This window comes from Coprococcus sp. AF102-57, assembly GCF_027686195.1.
Classification (GTDB): domain Bacteria; phylum Bacillota; class Clostridia; order Lachnospirales; family Lachnospiraceae; genus Allocoprococcus; species Allocoprococcus comes.
Genome location: NZ_JAQCSY010000009.1, coordinates 58,175 through 80,302 on the forward strand (window position 1 = coordinate 58,175; position 22,128 = coordinate 80,302).

17 protein-coding genes and 1 pseudogene are annotated in these 22,128 nt (G+C 41.2%); 3 read left to right on the top strand and 15 right to left on the bottom strand.

All coding sequences use genetic code 11. The features are described from left to right. Position 1 precedes the first annotated feature (1 nt). The 4 genes from PGZ10_RS07745 to PGZ10_RS07760 all read right to left on the bottom strand — a co-directional run bounded on the left by PGZ10_RS07745 (position 2) and on the right by PGZ10_RS07760 (position 5,725). Positions 2-886 carry a carbohydrate ABC transporter permease gene (locus PGZ10_RS07745; protein ID WP_117557372.1) on the bottom strand — a complete coding sequence of 295 codons (885 nt, stop codon included), beginning with the start codon at positions 884-886 and terminating at the stop codon, positions 2-4. A gap of 99 nt (positions 887-985) precedes the next feature. Next, positions 986-2,356 (bottom strand): ABC transporter substrate-binding protein, encoded by a 1,371-nt coding sequence (locus tag PGZ10_RS07750; protein WP_117557370.1) that lies wholly within the window; start codon positions 2,354-2,356, stop codon positions 986-988. Between the two features lie 65 nt (positions 2,357-2,421). Continuing rightward, positions 2,422-4,371 (bottom strand): glycoside hydrolase family 127 protein, encoded by a 1,950-nt coding sequence (locus tag PGZ10_RS07755; RefSeq protein ID WP_270541042.1) that lies wholly within the window; start codon positions 4,369-4,371, stop codon positions 2,422-2,424. Positions 4,372-4,678: 307 nt separating this feature from the next. Continuing rightward, entirely contained in the window at positions 4,679-5,725 is a 1,047-nt protein-coding gene (locus tag PGZ10_RS07760) for a LacI family DNA-binding transcriptional regulator (RefSeq protein WP_117557366.1), read from the bottom strand. Positions 5,726-5,896: 171 nt separating this feature from the next. On the opposite strand from PGZ10_RS07760, the gene PGZ10_RS07765 reads away from it, so the two are divergent. Then, on the top strand, positions 5,897-7,363 hold the full coding sequence (locus PGZ10_RS07765; RefSeq protein WP_270541043.1) for a family 43 glycosylhydrolase: 1,467 nt from the start codon (positions 5,897-5,899) through the stop codon (positions 7,361-7,363). A gap of 81 nt (positions 7,364-7,444) precedes the next feature. Here the strand turns inward: PGZ10_RS07765 and PGZ10_RS07770 are convergent, their stop codons facing one another. From PGZ10_RS07770 to PGZ10_RS07790, 5 genes are all read right to left on the bottom strand, one after another. Beyond that, positions 7,445-8,344, bottom strand: a complete 900-nt coding sequence (locus PGZ10_RS07770) for a dihydrodipicolinate synthase family protein (RefSeq protein ID WP_270541044.1) — start codon at positions 8,342-8,344, stop codon at positions 7,445-7,447. Positions 8,345-8,394: 50 nt separating this feature from the next. Next, entirely contained in the window at positions 8,395-9,282 is an 888-nt protein-coding gene (locus PGZ10_RS07775; protein ID WP_270541045.1) for a fumarylacetoacetate hydrolase family protein, read from the bottom strand. Positions 9,283-9,298: 16 nt separating this feature from the next. Continuing rightward, the gene (locus PGZ10_RS07780; RefSeq protein ID WP_330376213.1) at positions 9,299-10,471 is read right to left on the bottom strand and encodes a UxaA family hydrolase; all 1,173 of its coding nucleotides are present in this window, start codon (positions 10,469-10,471) and stop codon (positions 9,299-9,301) included. A 34-nt stretch (positions 10,472-10,505) separates the two neighbouring features. Further along, a complete protein-coding gene (locus PGZ10_RS07785) occupies positions 10,506-10,796 on the bottom strand; it encodes a UxaA family hydrolase (RefSeq protein WP_243002802.1) in 291 nt (96 codons plus the stop codon). A 95-nt stretch (positions 10,797-10,891) separates the two neighbouring features. Next, a complete protein-coding gene (locus tag PGZ10_RS07790) occupies positions 10,892-11,866 on the bottom strand; it encodes a 2-keto-3-deoxygluconate permease (protein ID WP_270541046.1) in 975 nt (324 codons plus the stop codon). A 281-nt stretch (positions 11,867-12,147) separates the two neighbouring features. Here PGZ10_RS07790 and PGZ10_RS07795 point away from each other — a divergent pair, with 281 nt between their 5' ends. After that, on the top strand, positions 12,148-12,921 hold the full coding sequence (locus tag PGZ10_RS07795) for an IclR family transcriptional regulator (protein WP_117557356.1): 774 nt from the start codon (positions 12,148-12,150) through the stop codon (positions 12,919-12,921). Positions 12,922-12,972: 51 nt separating this feature from the next. Here PGZ10_RS07795 and PGZ10_RS07800 read toward each other — a convergent pair. The 3 genes and pseudogenes from PGZ10_RS07800 to PGZ10_RS07810 form a co-directional block, all read right to left on the bottom strand. After that, positions 12,973-13,713, bottom strand: a pseudogene (locus tag PGZ10_RS07800) (alanine:cation symporter family protein); the annotation flags it as partial. A 16-nt stretch (positions 13,714-13,729) separates the two neighbouring features. Then, positions 13,730-15,661, bottom strand: a complete 1,932-nt coding sequence (locus PGZ10_RS07805) for a diguanylate cyclase domain-containing protein (RefSeq protein ID WP_270541047.1) — start codon at positions 15,659-15,661, stop codon at positions 13,730-13,732. 222 nt (positions 15,662-15,883) lie between these two features. Continuing rightward, positions 15,884-18,007: a CocE/NonD family hydrolase gene (locus tag PGZ10_RS07810; RefSeq protein ID WP_270541048.1), complete on the bottom strand. Its 2,124-nt coding sequence runs from the start codon at positions 18,005-18,007 to the stop codon at positions 15,884-15,886. A gap of 258 nt (positions 18,008-18,265) precedes the next feature. Here PGZ10_RS07810 and PGZ10_RS07815 point away from each other — a divergent pair, with 258 nt between their 5' ends. Further along, positions 18,266-19,366 carry an endonuclease/exonuclease/phosphatase family protein gene (locus tag PGZ10_RS07815; protein ID WP_270541050.1) on the top strand — a complete coding sequence of 367 codons (1,101 nt, stop codon included), beginning with the start codon at positions 18,266-18,268 and terminating at the stop codon, positions 19,364-19,366. Between the two features lie 64 nt (positions 19,367-19,430). Here PGZ10_RS07815 and PGZ10_RS07820 read toward each other — a convergent pair whose 3' ends face one another. The 3 genes from PGZ10_RS07820 to PGZ10_RS07830 form a co-directional block, all read right to left on the bottom strand. Next, positions 19,431-19,868 (bottom strand): cation:dicarboxylate symporter family transporter, encoded by a 438-nt coding sequence (locus PGZ10_RS07820; RefSeq protein ID WP_330674251.1) that lies wholly within the window; start codon positions 19,866-19,868, stop codon positions 19,431-19,433. Positions 19,869-19,903: 35 nt separating this feature from the next. Continuing rightward, on the bottom strand, positions 19,904-21,007 hold the full coding sequence (locus PGZ10_RS07825) for a GntR family transcriptional regulator (RefSeq protein WP_055260448.1): 1,104 nt from the start codon (positions 21,005-21,007) through the stop codon (positions 19,904-19,906). Positions 21,008-21,147: 140 nt separating this feature from the next. After that, entirely contained in the window at positions 21,148-22,119 is a 972-nt protein-coding gene (locus tag PGZ10_RS07830) for an ABC transporter permease (RefSeq protein WP_173825249.1), read from the bottom strand. Positions 22,120-22,128: the final 9 nt, after the last annotated feature.

Below are 22,128 nucleotides of genomic sequence, written 5' to 3' on the forward strand. Positions count from 1 at the left end.
ACTATCTCTCCTCCTTCTTAAATGTTCCTGTTGCCGCCAACTGTATCATATTGACGATCATAACAATAACCAGAAGTACAAGCCCTACCGCGCAGGCATAACCCATTGCACGTTTTTCAATTCCCTGCCTGTACAGATATCCAACGATCGTAAGCCCGATATTCTGTGGCGAGTTATTACCTTTCCATAACATGTAACTTTCATTAAACATGGCAAGACCTGCGTAGATACTGATCGTCAGCACGTATACGGTGGTTGGCTTCAGAAGTGGAAGGGAAATTCTTGTAAATTGCTGCCATTTATTTGCTCCATCAATAGAAGCTGCCTCATAAAGGTCTGTTGAAATGCTCTGTAATCCGGCAAGGAAGTACAGGATGTTAACACCTGTCCATCTCCAGCATGCCAGAAGTAACAGTGCAAAATAACCAGTCAGATCATTCTTTAACCATTTGATCGGTCCAAGTCCGAACATTCCGATCACCTGGTTGGCAAGAGAAGTCTCCATCTCACCAAACATCAGACGGAAGATTGTACCTGCAACTACAACTGATGTCAAAGCCGGAAGAAAATAGATTGATTTAAAAAATCCTGGTTTCTTCATCAGCTTACTGTTCAGCAGCGTTGCGAAAAACATCGGAAACGGAATCAGCAGCACCAGTGTTCCGATCATGTATCGAGTACTGTTAGCCAGAGCTTTTAAAAATATCTTGTCGGACAGAAGTCTCTTATAATTATCCAATCCAACCCATTTATCCTGTAATACATCCTGAAAACTTAAAAGGACTCCGTTCGCGATTGGAACTGCCCAGAAAAATATAACAGTAAGGACAAAAGGAAGGATGAACACATAAGGAGCTAATTTCTGAGAATAGAACAGTTTCTTCATGGTTTATGTATCCTCCTTCTTAAATTATAGAAAGGGCTGCGGCAGCTTTTGCACGCAACCCCTGAATATTACATTACCAGTTACTTAATTGTAACTTTTTTATTTGCCACCAAATTCATTTTCAAGAGTTTCCTGAGACTGTTCCAATGCCTCTTTAACATCCATTCCTTCTTCAAAAATGTTATTCAGTGTTGTTGTGCAGAACTCGTTATTGATAGATGGATATTTTTCGCTTGTGCAAGAAGCAAGTGAGCCAATGCCATCCTGGAGCTCTAATAATGTATCAAACGGTTTTGTCTTGAAGTATTTTACAAACTGGTTGTCCGGATTCTGAGTAAGATCTGTATCTGTCCATACTGCTGTATTAACAGGGTCAAATCCTAATACATTCCAAACTTCTTTGTTAGCGTCTTCAGACAGTTTGATGTAAGCGAATACTTCTGCTGCAAGTTCTGCGTTTTCAGAAGATTTAACAACTGCTGTACCGGTTCCGCCACCACCGATTGTCTTAACTGCATCGTTGTCACCAAATACCGGAGGTGCTGCAATAGCGATCTTGCCATCAAGGTCAGACATATAGTTTGTGAATCTTGATGTCTGCCAGAAAGGCATAATCTGTACTGCAAAGTTGCCACTGTTGTATTCCGGATAAGCTTCTTCGTTATCCGGCTGTCCACCAGCTACGGTTGCAAGTGCGCCTGCTTCCTGCATATCTTTGATATACTGAAGTACTTCTACTACTTTATCGTTTGTAAGATCAAGTTTTCCATCTTTGTCAAGGTAATCTGTACCTTTCTGAGCTAACATCAGGTTGATCATCCACTGAGCTGTTGTTTCAGCGCAGGCAAATTCTTTACCTGTAGCTTCATGGTATTTAACACCAGCTTCTTTAAAGTCATCCCATGTCTTGATCGTTGTGTAATCAATTCCTGCTTCTTTTAACAGATCATCGTTGTAGAATGCAACGGTTGTACCAACGTGTGTTGGGAAGCCATAATATTTTCCATCTTTTCCATAGATGTCAAGACGGGATTCTACTACATTATCTTTATATGGTTCGATCGCATCTGTCAGATCCATAAGTCCGATTTCACCACTTGTAAATGCCGGGAATTTTCCAAGCTCAATATCAACTACATCCGGAGCACCTTTTCCGGATTCCAGTGCAAGAGATAATTTGTTGTGCATATCATCATACTGCATATTAGAAAGTACTAATTTAACCTTCTTATCCGGATGTGCCTCATTCCACTTCTCTGCCATGTTGGTGTAGAATTCCTGGTGTAACTCGATGAATGTCCATACATTAAGAGTGGTTGCATCTCCATCAACTTCCATCTCTTTTGTTCCGCCTGATTCCCCTTTTGCTTTGCTGTCGGAGCCGCTCTTTTCGCTTCCTGCGCTACAGCCGAGCAACATTGTTGCTGTCATAGCTGCACAAAGAATCACTGACACTAATTTCTTTTTCATATTTCTTCCTCCTTTTGGGTATTTATTTCTCCACAGGGTTGTATGTCCCCTGATAGATTCTTTAATTAAAACATCTCTTTCATCCATACCAGCATCTCACCCGTCTTGCGGTTGTCCCAGCAATGATATGGAACTGCTTTCAGATCTACTTCCTCGAATGCCATTTCCCGGCTATCATATAATGCTCCGTCTTTCCACGTATCCACGTTCAGTTTCTTTCCCTTAAACCGAAGTGTTGTCACGCCTCCAAGAAGTTCCGGTTCAAACATTTCTCTGACTTCCTGTTTCGTATCCACGAAGATAGCCGGAAGATTCTCTCCATTGTCTGTTTCTTCAAGACAGTACACCAGAGGTCCTTTCACCAGTGCAGTTTTTCCCACATCTTCTCTGACATTCGGATTTGCTCTCACAAATCTTGCAGGTACTTCAAAATCAATTACGATCTCGGTCTGTTTGCTGATTCCTCCGATCGTAAGGTATGCCTGACAGATATCCTGATGCTCTAAAAGTGCCCCGTCTTTCCGGATGGTGTACGCTTTCACATAATCCGGAATTCTGATCGCCAGATTATTTGTGCTTCCTTCATCCGGTGTGACCTTTAATACGATGTGACCGGTATTGGTCAGGTCGCTTTCTATCTGAATCTTTGTTGTTCCTTCATTCAGATCGATCTGTGCTTCATTGGAAATATATAAGTTTACATATACTGTGTTCTTATCTGTAAAATAGATGTATTGTCCCATAGATGCCAGTGTTCTCGCAATGTTCGGTGGACAACATGCTACTCCAAACCATTTCTGTCTGACCGGTTTTATATGTTCCTTAGAAGTACGTTCAATACAGTTATCCGGCCATACTTCCAGTGGATTTACATAGAAGAAGCTCTTTCCATCCTGCGCAATTCCCGACAACAGAGTATTGTAAAGTGCTCTTTCTACAACATCCATGTAAGACGCATCTTTTGTGATCTGTGCCATTCTTCTTCCGAAGAGTGCAAGTCCAATCGATGCACATGTTTCTGAGTAGTTACTGTTATTTGGAAGATCATAATCCGTTGTAAACCGTTCCAGAAGTCCGGATGCCCCGATACTTCCTGTGATGTACATCTGGCGTTTTGTCATATCTTCCCACAATGTCTTACACGCTTCCATCAGCTCTTCATCCTGATACTCATATGCCAGATCTGCCATTGCACAATACATATACACAGCCCTTACTGCATGTCCCTCTGCCGTCTTCTGTTCTCTTACCGGCTGATGGGACTGTGAATATCTCGGATCATATCCGGCAAACTCCGGAAAGATCTGTTTATATTCCGGTTTCTTTTCCTCTTCTAAGAAATAATTTTCACCTACACCTCTGCGGTCGATGAAGTATTTTGCTGTCTCCAGATATTTCTTATTCCCGGTAACATGATACAGACGGATCAATGCAAGCTCGATCTCCTGATGTCCCGGATACCCGTGATTCTGACCTTCTTCCGGTCCAAATGTCCTGCAGATCAGATCTGCAAACTTTTTCATAATATCCAGAAATTCCGTCTTTCCGGTTGCTTTATAATATGCAACCGCTGCTTCTGTCATGTGCCCTGCTGTATATAACTCATGTCCCTCTTTCAAGTTCGTCCAACGCTTTGACGGATCTTTGATCGTAAAATATGTATTCAGATAACCATCTTCGCACTGGGCACGACCGATAAGGTTAATTGTTTTATCAGCAAGGTAAGATAAATGTTCATCCGGCTCTACTGCCAGAGAATATGCTACAGCTTCCAGCCACTTCGCTACATCTGTATCCTGGAATACTGCTCCTTCAAAATCGCCTTCCGCTTCTCCTGCCGCAATCCTGAAGTTTTCAATGCAATGACTGGTTTCCACATCCGGAAGCTTGTCATTTAAGATATCCCACTGATATGGAATCAGAACATCTTTCACAAGATGGGTATATCTGTTCCAGAACTGATCCGAGATCTTAATCTTATTCAGCGGTACCGTTTTTAGTTTCTTGTCATCCATAATTTTTCCTCGGAATATTAAATACGATCTATATATGCTTAATCGTTTAATATTCTTTTTTACAATTTTCCCGTTTTTCTTAAATATGCAATGCTGTTTTTGTTTTTCAGGCTCATATTTTTATTTTATTTACCTGTTTCTTGCTTGTTTTAATTATATACGCACTTTTATTATAAATGCAAGTAGAACTTAAACGTTTAATTTTGTGTATTTTGCACAATCACACAATAAAATAAGCACTTACAGAGCTTTTTTCTCTTCTATAAGCGCTTATTTTTTTCTGATTTCTGTTATTTTTAGTGTAAATTCATGAATTTTCTGTAATATTTTCGACTGAGCTCCGCTCTAACATATGACATCCAACACGGTATATTCCTTCCGGCTCTTTTAATCTTTTTCCTTCTACCATACGCATGATCACCTCACTCGCCGTATAACCAATATCATGCAGAGGCAGGGAAATGGTGGTAAGTGGTGGTTTATAATATCCGGATAATTCACGGTTATCATAACCGGTTACTGCAATATCCTTCCCCGGAAGTATTCCGTTCTCTTCCAGACAGTCATATACTCCACCCGCCATCAGGTCATTCATACAACAGATTGCTGTTATCCCCTGTTTCAGAAGCTGCTTCGTTCCCTCATATCCACTTTTTCTTGTCCAATCTCCATAATATACTGCCTGAGGATTATATAATATCTGATTTTCAAAAAGAGCTCTCTGCATACCAAGAAGTCGTTCCTGCATATGGATACTGTCCGGCTTACCAGTAATAATTCCGATACGCCTGTGTCCGTTTGCAATCAGATAATCCACGATCTGATGCGCTCCATCTTCGTCATTCACTACCACTGACGGAATGTCTTTATTCGCTGTATATCCATATGCCATAACGACTGGTATCGGCAAATTCTCCGGAATACAGCGCATAATTCTCTCATGTGCCGTAACATAAATAATCCCCTCTACCTGTCTTGCGATCAGCTTGTCAATCTCCTCACCGACACGTCCATAATAATCATCTCTGTGATAGTAAAAATCATTGTATTTCTTGAACAGTCTCAGATTGATCAGTAGAATCTGATAACTGTTCTCCTCGCAATGCTCTGTAATACCATCTACAATATCCGGGATACTGAAGATCGTCATATCTTCAACAATAACCCCGATTGTTCTGGTATTCTTTGTCTTCAGATTTCTCGCCACAGTATTTGGCTTATAGTTCAGCTCTTTTATCTTATCCATCACGATCTTCCTGGTTTCATCACTTGCGCCAGGTTTGTGATTTAAAATATTTGATACTGTTGCTACAGAAACATTGCATTCCTTTGCAATCTCCTTGATCGTAACCATCTCTTTGCTTCCTTTTCTCCCTTTTTTATTCTTCCGGTCATTCTTCCCATTTATTTTTCTTCTTATTCTCTATCTTAGACTATCCATTTCCGCCTTGTCAATCAGTTAATTCTATGCTAAAATTAATAAAAATCCTTGTTTTCTTATAAATGCAATGCCAAAGGAGGATTTATGAAACAATCAATTACACTTCCTATGGCAGATAAATTCTATCACGATCAGCAGGATTCTGCTTATATACGATCCGTGAATGTCTCATGGGAGATCCCTGAAGAAAATCATTATTATCTCGAATACAGCTACAACCGCAAAGACTGGTACGCCCTTAACGGCGGATTTTCAATCATCCTTCCGTGCGAAGAACTTCCTGTATCCGACGCATTAGCCAATCAAGATCCAAACGGCGAAAAAATTGCTGTCTCCGGTCTCTTTTCTTTACAAAATAAATATGGGAAGCCAGAGCCAGTATGTATACAATCTGTCTCCAAAATGGACGATTCTTCCGCAACCGTACAGGTAACTTATACCAATAGAATGAAGGAACTGCGCAGAATCATCCGCAGCGAAGATGGTATTGGACATATTCAGGACAACGACTATGCAGCACCGATCATCAGCCACCGTGCAGACCCTTATATCTACAAGCACACGGATGGAAAATACTATTTTCTCGGCTCTCATACCGACGCAGGCCATAATTTGAATGGTACTTATCAGTATCTTTACATCATCCTGCGCAGCGCAGACACGCTCGAAGATCTGACTGACAATTCCGGGCGCTACACAGAAAAAATAATCTACGAAAGAAAACCTATCGGTCCTGATCGTGTAAGTCCTCACATCTGGGCTCCTGAGATCCATTATATTCAGGGTGGCTGGTATGTATATTATACCACGACTGTATCTGGCCACTCTTCATGGCGGATCCGTCCACACTGCCTTGCCTGTACCGGTGATGACCCGATGACTGATCCATGGATCAGCAAAGGGCCGATCCAGACAACTGTAGAAAATGATATTGCTTTTACAGACTTTTCGCTGGATCACACTTTTTTCCATCACAACGATACAGATTACTTTGTATGGGCACAAAAGACAAACAATATTTCCGATATCTTTATTGCCAAATTATCCAATCCATGGACAATCTGTACTCCATCTGTTCTTCTGACACATCCGGAGTATAACTGGGAGCTCCACGGATTCGCTGTAAATGAAGGTCCCGCTGTTATAAAGCATGACGGGCGGATCTTCCTTACCTTTTCAGCAAGTGGCACAGATGCTCTTTACAATATGGGACTTTTATATGCCAGCGAAGATTCTGATCTTCTGGACTCTTCTTCCTGGACAAAGCTCCCTTACCCGGTATTCCAGAGCAGTCGCGCCACCGGCTTCTTCGGGCCTGGACATAACAGCTTCACCCGTTCTACCGATGACACAGAAGATCTGATGGTCTATCATGCACGCCAGGAAGAACGTTATCTTGGTGAAGGAGACTATCAGCCACTTTATGATGCCGGAAGAAATGCTTATATCGGCAAAGTTTTCTGGGATGAAAATGGTATGCCGGACTTTTCCGTTCCAGGTGCTTCTCTTGCAATGCGTAAAGAGGACCTTATATTACCTGAATCCTGGTAAGTATTCATTTCATATATAAATATGCAAAAGAGCAGACATTCCTTGCGGTGGGAAGGCAATGTCTGCTCTTACTACACATTATTATTTTAATTTCTGATATTTCTTTATAACTTTATCTAATAAAATCTCTGCTTTTTTATACACTCCTTCTTCCATCTGATTGTACGGGAAGATTGCACGGTCTTCAATTTCTACACCTCTGTGCTGCATCAATTTTTTAAACAACAATGAGAAATTTGAATCCAGATCATAAAGTGGCATAAGCGCATGCGTCAATTTCGATAATGCCATAACTCTGTCAAAATCTTTTTCCTTTGTTGATTTTACAAGATCACTCCAGATTTCAGGCACAATATTAGAAAGAGCTCCTATGCATCCTACTCCTCCGGATGTAAGATTATAAAGGAACTGATCGTCAAATCCTGAGAACATCTCAAACTCATGTCCTTCTACAGCCAACATCAGTTCATTTGTATGATTTGGTTCTGACACGGAGTCCTTTAAACCTTTAATATTAGTATTATTTTCTACCAGTTTTTTCAAGGTTTCCGGAGCGATGGAATGTCCACTTCTTGCCGGGAAATTATAGATATAAAGATTTCCTTTTATTGACTTTGCAAGCGTATCATAATATACAAAAATCTTTTCCTGATCCAGTGCATAATAACATGGTCCGATAACCATTGCTCCTTCATAGCCCATTTCATTCACTTCATTTGACAACGCCACAGTATCTTCAAAATTAAGGCTTCCGGTTCCAGCATAAAGCTTTGTGCGCCCTGCAGTATAATCTGCATAGAATTTGAAGAAATCATGTTTCTCCTGTTTCGTAAGTCCTGTAAATTCACCGGACGATCCCAACACAAGAATTCCATCAACGCCTCCTTCAATCAGGAAATCAATTACCTTTTTATTCCCTTCATAATCCGGTTTTTCATTTTCATCAAAAACTGTAACAACTGGTGTAACGATTTTACACATATTTTCTACCTCTCTTCCTATCTTTATCCTAATTCACTTTCTTGTAAAAATCAGACAATATAATTCGTCAGCTGACCAATCCTGTCTATCTCACATGTAACTTTATCACCTTTCTTTAGGAACCTTGGTGGCGTAAATCCCATTCCAACACCTGCTGGTGTACCGGTTGCAATAATGTCACCAGCCTCCAGAGTAATTCCTTTGGACAATTCTGCAATCAGCCCCGGAACTTTTTTAATCAGATATTTGGTATTTGAGTTCTGTCTGAGTTCACCATTCACATAACTCTTAATATCCAGTTCTAACGGCATCGGAAGCTCTGTACGGTCTACGATCACAGGTCCCATGATCGTATAATTATCCAGACTTTTTCCCATCAGCCACTGTCCATGTCTGGTCTGAAGATCTCTTGAAGAAAGATCATTAAATACGGAATATCCAAATACATATTCTTCTGCTTTTTCTTCCGTGATTCCTTTTCCTTCTTTTCCTATAATGACCGCTAATTCTGTTTCATAATCCACTTTTTCATCGATATCAAACCGTCCCTGGATCTCTTCATTTGCCCCAAGAATACGGTTTGTTCTTTTTGCAAAATACACGGTACCGGATACTTCATCCGACACAGCTCCTGCCAGATGTTCCTTTGTCTCTTCCAGATGATCTGTATAATTTACTCCAACGCAAAGAATATCATGAACCGGGCGTTCAATCGGTGTAAGCATTTCCTGTTCTTCTATTCTATGTACCAATCCATCTGCAGCACAGATCATCTGTGCTGCTTTTTGCGGATCGCCATTTACCATATGAACAAAATCTATCAAAGATTTCCCTTTTAATTCCGGGAATAATTCATCTAAAAAGAACACTTTATCTTCCTTCTCAAAAGCTGCCAGATGAATTTCTCCATTTTTATCTTTTACTCTGGTATAACGCAATTTTTCCACCCCATTTTTACATATAGTTACAAACTCTTGCTATTGCCATCTCGGTATATCCAAGAGCTTCTGCTTTTGTCAGCTTGCCATCAGCAACTTCCTTAATTTCTGTCATCAGCTCATCGCCAAGTTCTGTCATTGTCTTTGTTCCATAAATATACGGGCTTGCATCGATATCAATATTATCAGACATATTTGCAAAAGTAACTTTATTACCGGTGATCTTAATTACCGGCGCAAGCGGATTTCCTGTCGGTGTACCACGTCCGGTAGAAAATACAACAATCTGACATCCACCGGCTACCATTGCCGCTACTGATGACGGGTCATTTCCCGGAGTGTCCATAATAACAAGTCCCTGTTTTGGTTCTACCTGTTTTGCATAGTCATATACTGCTGTTACTTCTGAATGACCGCCTTTATGGATACATCCCAATGATTTTTCTTCCAGTGTTGTAAGTCCTCCTTCTTTGTTTCCCGGAGAAGGATTTCCTTCACGGATATCATGTCCTACTAACTTGATTGCATGCTCATAGTCATGAACGATCTGGTAAATTCTGTCACTGATTTCTTTTGTCTTTCCGCGTCTTGCCAGAATATGTTCTGCGCCAATAAATTCTGTTGTCTCAGAAAGAATCGAAGTACCTCCAAGTTCTACCATACGGTCACTCATCTCTCCGATCAGGACATTTGCTGCAAGTCCTGAAGTCGGATCCGAACCTCCACATTCTGTTCCGATGATCAGCTCAGAAAAATCAAATTCTTCTTTCTGCAGAAGAGAAGCTTCCTGTGCCATCTCTTTTGCTGCACGGACAGCTTTTTCTACTGTAGAAATCGTTCCTCCGTTTTCCTGTATAATGAAATGACGGATTGGTTTATTCGTTCTCTCTTTAATTGCATCTAACACAAGATCCATCTGACAGTTTTCACATCCAAGTGATACAACGACCGTTCCATATACGTTCGGGTTTGCTGCATATCCGGCCATTACATCCATTGTGAACTGCTGGTCTGACGGAACCTGGGAACATCCATTTTGGTTATTGAATGTAACTGCAGATTCTACCTGGGATGCGATAATTCTTGTTGTATCTGATGCACAGACACTTGCCGGTAAAATTAAAATTTTATTTCTGATTCCAACTCTTCCATCTGGTCTTCTATATCCCCAAAAAGTCATTTTTTCCATTTTTAAATTCCTCCTGTCTTCTTATATTCCGTATTTAAAGATTTTCTCTGTGATTCTGGACATTATGTACATGTACATGCTCGCCAACATGGATGTCACATGCTGCAAGACCAATGTGTTCTCCATATTTTACTACTTCCGTTCCTTTTGGCATTTCCTTGATTGCTACTTTATGGTACATTGGTACATCTGTAGCTGCTGTAATCTTCTGTACATCTCCGTTTCTGTCTCTCCAGATTATTTCATCTCCTGCATTAATCTTTTCAATTGCTACAACGACGGTATCTTTTTCATCAATAATTGCTGCGTTAACTGTTACTGCCATTTTGCTCATCTCCTATTTTCATGTTTAAATGATGTTGTGGTCAAAAGATATTTTGACCCTGGTATCTTTAAATTAATATGTTACAATATATCTTGTTACTTCGCTGCTTCTGTTTTCTTCTCTTCCAGAGGGAATTTCGGGCAGCCATATTTATGTGCCCACCAGTTTGTGACGATTGGAACAAGAATTGCTGTAATAACTACAGATGCTGCAACCTGTGCTGTTGCCTGTGGTACATATGCTTCCAGGCTCTTATCTGCAAGTCCTACAACCGCCGGAACTGCAACCGCATTACCTGCTGTTGTCGCTACTGCCCATCCGGCATAACCCGGTCGTTTTGAAATCTTCCGATCACATAATACAATAAATGCTCCACTAATAAAAGTAGTCATAAATCCAAGCAGAACTCCTGACGGTCCTCCCTTTATAACTGCGGAAAGATCAATTCCTGCTCCAAGTGTAAGTCCTACAAAAGGAATTAAAATCGGTCCTGCCGGTGTAAGGAAATCAGAAAATGATTTATCAAGATTTCCAAGGATCATACCAACAATGATCGGTGTAATTGCTGCAAGGATTGAAAGAATCGGAATATTTGCAAGTCCTGAAGCTCCCATTGCGACCAGTGTAAAAAATGGACCATCATTCAATGAGAGTAATGCCATTGCACCACAATCCACTTCATCACCATAAGACTGCATCAAGGAAAGATATACGGAACCATTGCTGTTTGTTACCGCACAGATAATTGCTAATGCAGATAATCCAAGAAATCCATTTGTACCGAACACTTTACCAACTACAATACCAATTACTGCTCCAGCCACAAATTTGGAAATCAGAAGAACTCCACCACGTTTGAATACACTTCCGATTTCATTAAATCTCAGCGTTGTTCCGAGACATACCAGCTGAATTCCCATCGCTGTTGCTGCACCTGCATTTGAAAAAGTTGCTGTTGTAAGTGAACCTACCTGAAGTACCGACGAACAAAACGTATTTAAAATTGCCCCAATCAAAAGCGGAACGATCATCATTCCAGCCGGCACTTTCTTCAAAAAGTTCATAATCATAGTTTTTTGCCTCCTCTTTACCTTTTACTTTTCACTTGTTCGTATATACGTACTCCGTATGTATTTACATACTTTATGTTCTTAAAATAGCACTCGTACACTTTATTGTCAATATATCATCAAATAAATTCATTATTTTTATCATTTTGCACAATTTTTTTAGGTAAATTTCTACATATACAACACGCAACTCTGGAATTCTATACGATTATCTGATATAATTTTTATATATTTGATTGAAATTTGAATAATTTCAATGTTAATAAAGGAGATTTAAATCAATGGCAACAACTGAACATCGCCCTACTGAGCGGGTACTTGATATACTGGAGCTTCTTTCAAACTCAGAAGATGGAATGACCCTCACTGAGCTTTCCAAAGCACTGAACGCTCCAAAAAGCAGCATTATGCCGCTTGTTCATACGATGACTGCCCGGAATTTTATTTATATGCAAAAGAATACTCTGCGCTATTTTATTGGTGTAGCAACTTATTCTGTAGGAATTACATATAATAACCGTAAGACTTCCCTACAATTCATTCAGCAGGAAATGAGTAATATCACAACACAAACCAACGAAACTTGTCAGCTTGGCATCCAGTCCCGAAACATGGTACTTTATATTGCAAAAAAAGAAGCACCTCAGCCAATCCGTCTGATGTCTTCTGTAGGAAAACAACTTCCTCTGTATTGTACTGGTCTCGGAAGAGCACTTCTGGCTTACAAATCCGAAGAAGAAATACGCAGTTTATTTCCGGAAGTTCTTACCGCATACACCCCGCATACACTTGCTACCGTCGATGATCTGATAAAAGAACTGGAGCTTACCCGACAGCGCGGATACGCATTAGAGCATGAAGAAACTAATTTAATGGTGAACTGCATTGCCGTTTCTCTGGATTACAATAACGCGCCAATCGCAGCTTTAAGTGTATCCATACCAACTTTCCGTATTTCTGGGGAAAAAGAAAAAGAAGTTGTTCAGATTTTATGGGAAGCCAAACACCGAATTGAAGCCCACTTTCAAGTGTATGGTGTTGATTTTGGAAATTAAAAAATACCTGACAGAAAGCAAAATTCACTTTCTGCCAGGTATTTCATTTTTCTATACGCCTTTCCCTTCCCCTGCAAAATATTCTTTTACATACTTTACCACAACTCCTGATAACAGGAAGACTGCAATTAAGTTCGGGATTGCCATCAGTCCGTTAAATGTCTCTGCAATATTCCACATCAGTCCAAGATCCATCGTTGCTCCGACGATCGCAACCAGTGAATACAGCACCATAAACGGTTTGTTGATCTTCGTTCCAAATAAAAATTCAATACATCTGGTTCCATAAAGTCCCCATCCGATAATCGTTGAAAATGCAAAGCAGCACATTGCAACCGCGGTAAAGATCGATACCCAGTTCCCATATGTAGAAGTAAATCCAAGAATCGTAAGCTCCGCACCTGCTGCCTCACCGTAACCAATCGAAACTCCGCTGCACAGGATTACCAGTGCGGTCAGTGTACAGATTACGATCGTATCTATAAATACCTCAAAGATTCCGAAGAATCCCTGTTTCACCGGTTTTTTTGTATCTGCACATGCATGTGCAATCGATCCGGTACCAAGACCTGCCTCATTAGAGAAAATTCCTCTGGACACACCTTTTTTCATACTGATAAAGAAGCTTCCGACTGCCCCCGGTCCTCCGATCGCGATCGCTCCTGCAACTCCTACAATATTTCCGGTTCCGACCGTTGCCGCGAGTGCCGTACAGACTGCCTGAAATGGCGTCATCGCACCATCTGATGCATCCTTTTTCCGAAGCATACGTCCGATCGTTACCTTCATGGCGGACGTTTCTTCTTTTTTATGCCTCGTAACGTATTTCTTCTTTTATTTTATCCTGGATTTCCACAAGAACTTCCATTAAAAGCGGATTGAACGCTCCGCACTCTCCGTTCAGGATCATCTTCATCGCCTGCTCATGTGAATACGCATCTTTATATACACGCTTACTCACCAGTGCATCATAAACATCTGCCACAGATACAACCTGTGCCGCAATTGGAATCTGTTCTCCGATCAGACCATCCGGATACCCTTTACCATCATAACGTTCATGATGCCATCTGCAGATCTGGTACGCGATCTTGATCATCTTCTCATCCTTATAATGCTCCAGCTTATCCAGCATAGAAGCACCAATCAGCGTATGCTCTTTCATAGTCTCAAATTCTTCTTTAGTCAGCTTTCCAGGCTTATTCAGAATCGACTCATCAATTCCAACCTTACCGATATCATGAAACGCGGATGCTGTTGAAATCAGATAGCAGTCATCCGGCGTCAAATTATATGCATCCGTATTCTCAACAAGTCTTTCCAGAAAAAGTCTCGTCAATGTATTGATGTGGACAACATGAAGGCCGCTCTCTCCATTACGAAATTCCATAATCTGGCTTAGAACTTCTACCATCATCTGATTGTTCTTTTCCTTTTCATGCATCTGATCGGATACCATGGAAATCAGCCTTCTCTGTTTTGCATACAGCTTGATCGTATTAAATACACGCTGGTATACAACCTTGCTGTCAAAAGGTCTGCTGATGTAATCGGATACTCCAAACTTGAACGCTTTCCGGATATAGTTCTCAGATTCCTCGCTGGATATCATAATTACCGGCACATCTTCAATCCAGTGATTCCGGTTCATATACATCAGAATTTCAAAACCGTCCATAATCGGCATCACGATATCAAGCAGTACCAGTGATATCTCTTTCCCGTATTGTTCTATTAGCGAAACGCATTCCTGTCCGTTCGTTGCTTCAATGATCTCAAAATCATCTTTCAGCATCTCACAGAGAATCGCACGGTTCATCTCTGAATCATCGACAACCAGGATCCGCTGTTTAATCTGGTTATGCTTCTCGTACTGCTCTCTTTCATCTTTCTGTGTAACCACTTTATTCTTCGTAGCCTTCGCCTGATACATCAGCTTGTCCGCTCTGTTCACGGCTTCCTCAATACTGTCTCCTTCCGTCAGCACGCCACCGGCACTGATAGAAAGCCGCAAATTCAGGTATCCCGGAACATTTGCATTATAGATACGCTCCTGTATCAATTGCAGTTTCTGGCTAAAAACTTCTTCCGTAACTTCCGGCATCACAAGAAGGAATTCATCCCCGCCAAAACGGATCAGCTTATCCGTCTTACGGATATTTTTCCGGATAATATCTACAACCGTATAGAGTGCCATATCCCCTGCCTGATGTCCGTAGGTATCATTATGCAGTTTAAAATCATCTAGATCGATCAGTGCAACCCCGGCATTTTTCTTCTTGTTCTTCATCTCATCCTCATAATACCGCCGGTTGTATGCATCTGTCACTGCATCTCTGTATAACCTGTCATTGTAATGTACAAACATATCTATCAAACGCTCATGATTGATCTCTCCAATCGACCAGTCACCATCCAGGCAACGGATCAGCTCGAGTACATATGGCTTCTCATCTACTTCTATATAACGTGCGATCACCTGATAAATCTTGCCATTTACAATCTCCAGCTTTCCTTTTTCTTCTTTCGTGGTCGCTGCACGCATCGCTACACAGTTATCACAGGGTGTTTCCCGTTTCCAATAATGATAGCATCTCTGCCGCTCATTGATTTTTCTCCATTCTTCATTGATATCTGATATATTTCCAATCGGGAAAAGACGGATCTCCTGAAAGATCTTCCGAAAATGTCGGATTTCTTCTTCTAATTGTTCTTTTGTCATTCGTTCTTCCGCGTTCATGTCTTTTCCTCCAGACTTCTACTACGCAGTTTCCTGTTATTTTCATTTCTAATTATTTTACAATATTTACCAAAAAATAAAAAGAATTATCCCGATATATCTTAAAATTTTTTTCTGAAGCATAGGATACATCTGCATTACTGTAAAAAAGGACCACCAAAGCCTGTTTCCAGGAATGGTGATCCTTCATGAAATACTTATATAACTATTCTTTTATGTAATTTATTTTCTCGTCATCACACGATTTTCTACCGCTGCAGTCATCGGAACTTCCGCTGTTACTGATGCATTCTCGATTTCCACAGAATAGGTCTTGTGGATCAGACAGTTGATCGGATCTTCTGTCGTGATGACCAGTGCCAGACTATGTCCAGGCTCTACCGTATATCTTGTCGCATTCAGATAAATATGGTAATCATGGTATTCACCCTTTTTCAGTTCGATACTGTTCTGTGCTGTCTCCGGTTCATATCCTGCTTCCGGATTGCACAAATCTGCAAATGCTCGTGTGATCACACGGTATTTCTTATGTACAGTAGCAAACTCCGCTTCATTCCATGCCGGAACCTCTCCTCCGCTGATAATTCCGCCTTCTTTTACCACATTGACCGGAATTGTATTTCTCTGCGGATCTACAGACTGAATGCTGTCAAATTCTTCATCGCATACGTCACAAAGAAGAAGAGTAAGCTTCACATCATCCATACGTCCTGACATTTCATGCATTCCAAGCTTCATCGTCAGAGTATCTGCATCATTACTGTTTACCGGATTGAAATCTGCTTCTGCATCTCCATCTTTTAACGCTGCTCTTAATCTTACGCAGGTTGTTCCCTGTAACGTCACTGCCTCTTTAAACGGCTCCGTCACATAACGCTGTGCCATATTACTTGATCTCACACCCATCACATCATCGAAGTTCTCTGCACTGACACCTGCTGCTTCCCAGTCTGTATCGATTACAGTTGTTCCCTGTTCTTCGCATGTAAGATTCATCTTATATGCTGTCTCCCAGGAATCTGCTGTCTCCCATTTTCTCTGGTCATAGTTCATCTGCACCAGGACTGCCGGTCTGTTCTCTGCACCATTTTCAACTCCGTATAAATAATGAGAAATCCATTCATTGATAATATCATCATAGAATTTACCATCCACAAGGATTCCATATCGTTTCGGCATAGTTGGTGTGATATGTGCACCCTGATGAAGGATTGCTTTTACATTCTTTCCTGCCTTCTGGAAAGATTTGTACATCATCTCATACTGCTTGGTAGACACGTTCTCGTCATTCAGTCCCTGTACGATGAGCGCACTGCATTTGATCCGGTCTGCATGAAGGCGATAATTTCCCATACCCCAGAACTCCGGATTATAGTCAAATCCACCCTTGATCTGCTGAAGGCTCATCTCATGATGAAACGCTCCCATATCATCCCGCTGCTTCTCGGTTAATGTCTCATCATTGTAACGGCTGGAACAAAAATAGGCAAGGAAGCTGTTCAGCATTTCTTTCGGCCAGTACCGCTGTGCGCCCTGCATGTTCTGCTGGCTGTACCAGTCCGCGATTCCTGCGATCGGTACGATTGTCTCCAGTCCTTCTACTCCTGTTGTTGCCACTGCAAACGGCATGGTTCCGGCGTAAGATCTTCCTGTCATGGCAACCTTTCCATTGGACCAGTCCGCCTTTGTCTCAACCGTTCCTTCGCGGTCTGCATATCCGATACGGTCTCCATGCAGCCATTCTACAATTGCTTTGAAAGCGTCTCTTTCATAGTCTGAACCAACATAGTTGAATCCGTCAGATCCTTTTGAACCAAATCCTGCACTTAAAACAACTGCAAATCCACGTACAAGATAATAATCAAAGGTGTCGATATTTTCAAAAACCATAACGTTATTATTTCCTTTATCCGGATAATACCAGTCTGCCGGATCTGCTTTTAAAGAAAGATCCATTGCACTGATGCATCCCTGCGGAACATGCGCATCCACTTTTTTGTCAAGATCCGCAAAATTAACCGGATGATATTCTTTTTCTGCCACTTCTTTCATATGCGGATATCCATCTTCCTGGACTCCCGCCGCATATGGACGTGCTTCATATAAAGTTGCAGCCTTATAATTCCCCTCTACTGCACTTCTTGGTACCTGGACAACAGCTTTCACAAGATCTCTTTTTCCATCTCCGTCCACATCGTAATCCGTTTCCACATAAACACAATATCTTACGATACTGGATGTTGCCGGATCATACTTTTCTCCTGTCTTTCCATCTGTAAGTGGAAATACCGGCTGTGCAAGTCCGTTCTCAAATACTGGTACTTTGCTGTAATTCTTTTCGTTCATGGTAAACCTCCCAAACATTAAATAAATACTCGGATCTAATCACATATTATTTCCCCAATATTATTGTGATTTCATTTCTCCATTTCCTATTATAACGAGATGCAAGAAGAACTTCAATGAGATATTTCGCTTTATTTTATAGTTTACTATACCTGTTTTCTTTTCTCAATTCTATAGAAATAATCTTTTAGACATGCTATAGTAAACTTATATTTTACATAGATTTATCTATAATTTAACAAACAAAAAGGGGATATTATGAAAAAGAACATAAAAAAGATATTAAAAGTTCTCGGAATCTTCCTGCTTATCATTCTGGTTGCGCTGATTGCATATCTGATCTACCTCTTTGCGAGCTATCACCGCATGCCGGATAATCAGGCTTCGAAGATCGAGAAAACTTCCGGTGGAACAGCCGCAGCTGACACACTGACAACCGAGAAAGAATATTCCGCTCTGACCTACAATGTTGGTTTCGGAGCCTACACGCCGGACTTCAGCTTCTTTATGGACGGTGGAAAATCTTCCTGGGCAAAAAGTAAGGAAAGTGTCGAAGCTGATATTCAGGGTGCCGGAGAGCTGGTTGCTTCCAAAGATCCGGATTTCACACTGATCCAGGAAGTTGATCTGAACTCTACAAGAAGCTACCATGTAGATGAATACTCGATTTTAAAGGATACGATTCCAAGTTACAATACGGTATTTGCACAGAATTACGATTCCGCATTCCTTTTTTATCCATTCACACAGCCGCATGGCCGTAGCCGTTCCGGACTTGCTCTTTTCTCCAAATATCCGGTTACGGATTCTCTGAGAAGAAGCTTTCCTATATCGACAAGCTTCAGCAAGTTCTTTGATCTTGACCGCTGTTACAGTATTTCCAGAGTCCCTGTAGATAACGGAAAGGAACTGGTTATCTTCCTGCTACACATGTCTGCTTACGGCAACAGTGATGCGATTCGCGAAGGACAGATCCGTATGCTGAGTGCAGATATGGAAAAGGAATACGAAGCCGGTAATTATGTACTATGCGGTGGTGATTTCAACCATGACCTGAAGGCATCCGAAAAAGATGCAGAAAATTGTGAGTCCTGGGCTTATCCGTTCCCACGCGAAGAGCTTCCGGAACACTTTTCATTCTGCCTGGACAATCTTTCTGACAGTGAAAAGGATGCACTCTGGGACAGTGCACGAAATGCAGATATGGAATATGTACCTGGTGTGACCTACACGGTAACACTGGACGGATTTATTACTTCCGATAATATTGAATGCACAGAATATGAAAATGTAAATACCGGATATAGCTACTCGGATCATGATCCGGTGTATATGAAATTCCAATTATTAGATGAATAATATGTAAAAAGGCAGCTGATCTTTTCAGACCAGCTGCCTATGTTTTCGTCTATTTTCTTTCGTCCTACTTCAGATCAATCTTCTCCTGCAATACCACACAGCCTGCCATATCACCAATAACATTTACACAGGTTGCTCCCATATCGCAAAGCGTATTGATACTGATATAAACGCCCATAACACCTGCCGGAAGTCCTGCCATCGTAGCAAGTTCCGCAAAGGATGCGATCGCACCTCCCGGGATTCCCGGTGTACCGACTGACAGAAGCACATTTGCCAGAAGGATAATTATCATCATCGATACACTGACATTGACACCACATGCATTTGCAAAGAACATGATCATGAATGACATAACGATTGAAACGGCATCCATATTGACCGTTGCTCCAAGCGGAATTGCAATACTGGAAATCTGGTTGGAAACACCAAGTTCATTCTCCACACAACTCTTACTGATCGGAATGGTTGCCGAGCTTGAACAGGTTCCGAATGCATTCAGTGCTGCCGGATTTCGTCACCTGCTTTTCACTCTTTCTATATTTTCCGCACTGAATTTCCATCTCTAATCTTTACAGGAAACCGGTACGAATAATTTTTCTGCTGCCATTCCGGATCCTCCATCATCCGCAGAAGATGTTTTGCTGTGATACGTCCGAGCTGATACTTTGGATGCACCGCTGTCACCAGCTGGATACTGGTACTCGAATCCTGAAGCTCTGCATCATCAAAAGATACCAGCGAAATGTCCTCCGGCACATGCAGCCCTCTCTCTTCCAGGAACTCCATGTAATAATCCGCCACCTCATCATTGTAGACCATCATCGCCGTACAATCCTTCGTCCGTCTGTACATCCTAAGCAGTCCCTTTTTGCTCAGTTTCTCCTCCATATCCTTCGTCGAATACCAACGAATACAGTCATCATCAAATTTCACGCCGTAATCTGACAGGCACTGAACAAATCCTTTGTACCGCTCAATCCCCTGCCTGTCATCATACTTGAAGATTCCGCCAATCCTTCGGTGCCCGTTCTCGATCAGAATCCTGGTCAACTCGTAAGCTGATCTGGAATCCGACATTTCTACACTGTCAAATGGCATATTTTCATAATGATTGTGGATAAACAGTGTCGGAATATTTCTTCTTTTGATTTCTTTATAAAGACGAATGTTTGGATTTGGAAATGCCGATCTCGATCCTTCAATGATCAGACCACTGACATTTCCTTTGAGCAGACCTTCCAGATAAATCGCCTCATCATTCAGGCGGTTCTTCGTTACCGCAACCTCAATTCCATATCCTTTTTCTGTCAGCGAAGCTTCAATCCCATCGTATACCCGCGGAAACAGATAATCAGAATAATAGCTCAAAAGAAGACCTATTTGTGGTCTTTCTCCATTTACTCCACTGCTGTCATAAGAAACATAGGTTCCGCTTCCCCTCACACGGGTAATCAGACCTTCTTCCTCCAGTTGCCGCAATGCAGTCCTTACCGTCTGCCTGGAATATCCAAACTTCTTCTGAAGGCTTGTCTCTGACGGAAATTTATCCATATTTTTAATCACACCACTGGTGATCAGTGTATGTGCCCAATTATATAATTTTTGGTATTTAAGTCCTTCCTGTTCTGTCTTATGCATAAACTCTCCATTTCTGCCACATAGACCAAAAATCAGGATCCGCAATCTTATTTGGACTGCAAATCCTGACTTCCGATCTGTATACATTCGGAAAATTCTTCTCGTAAACGAGAACTGTCAGTTTCCCAATATGTAAATTATTATTTGATTACCTGGATAGATTCTCTGTCTGCGAATACTGCCACAAAGATCAGGAATACAACACCCTGAATGAGCTGCATCATCTGTGTTGTGAATCCCATCATTGTCAGTCCACTGTTCAGTACGATGTACAGTAAAGATCCAACAACAATATTTTCAAAACGAACCTTTGCGCCACCGGAAATCGGCATACCACCTAATACCAGCGCGATCAGAATCTGTGTTTCCAGCTGGTTACCACCTGAAGATGTAACCGATCCGACTTTGATTACATTGATAAATGCCGCAAATCCTGTAATTGCACCTGCAAGTACATAGATGAGGAATTTCATCTTATCTGTACGGATACCAGAGAACATTGCTGCTTTTTCACCGGCTCCGATTGCTTTCAGATAAGTTCCGAACTTTGTATAACGGAATGCAATGAATCCAATAATCAAAATAACTACCGTACATGCAACCTTAAGTCCTGTACTGTCATAATTGATCAGTTTTGCAGAACCTGCAACAGGTGCATTTGTTGTAAGGTATTTGATAAATCCACGGAATAAGAACATGGTACAAATTGTAACAATGAAGGATTTAATCTTACGGAATACATAGAAGTAACCATTCAGAGCTCCAATTGCCGCACCAGATGCAATGCCACCGATAATTGCGAGTGGAATGCTTTTCTGTGAAAGAATACATACAACGATGGATGAAATACCGAGGATAGATCCCTGAGAGAAATCCAGACCTCCCATTGTCATAATGAAGAAAACACCCATAGCTGCAATCATAGTTACATATACCTGTGAAAGTACCAGTGACATATTTCCCATCATACGGAAATCTGTCAGAACATTAAATAACAGGAAAATAACAACCAATCCTACGATTGGCAGGAGCGAACGAATTAAGGTCATCTTAGATGCCTTTTTCAGCTGCTGCTCTTTATCATTTGTTTTTGCACTTACTTGACTTCCCATAGCTGCCTC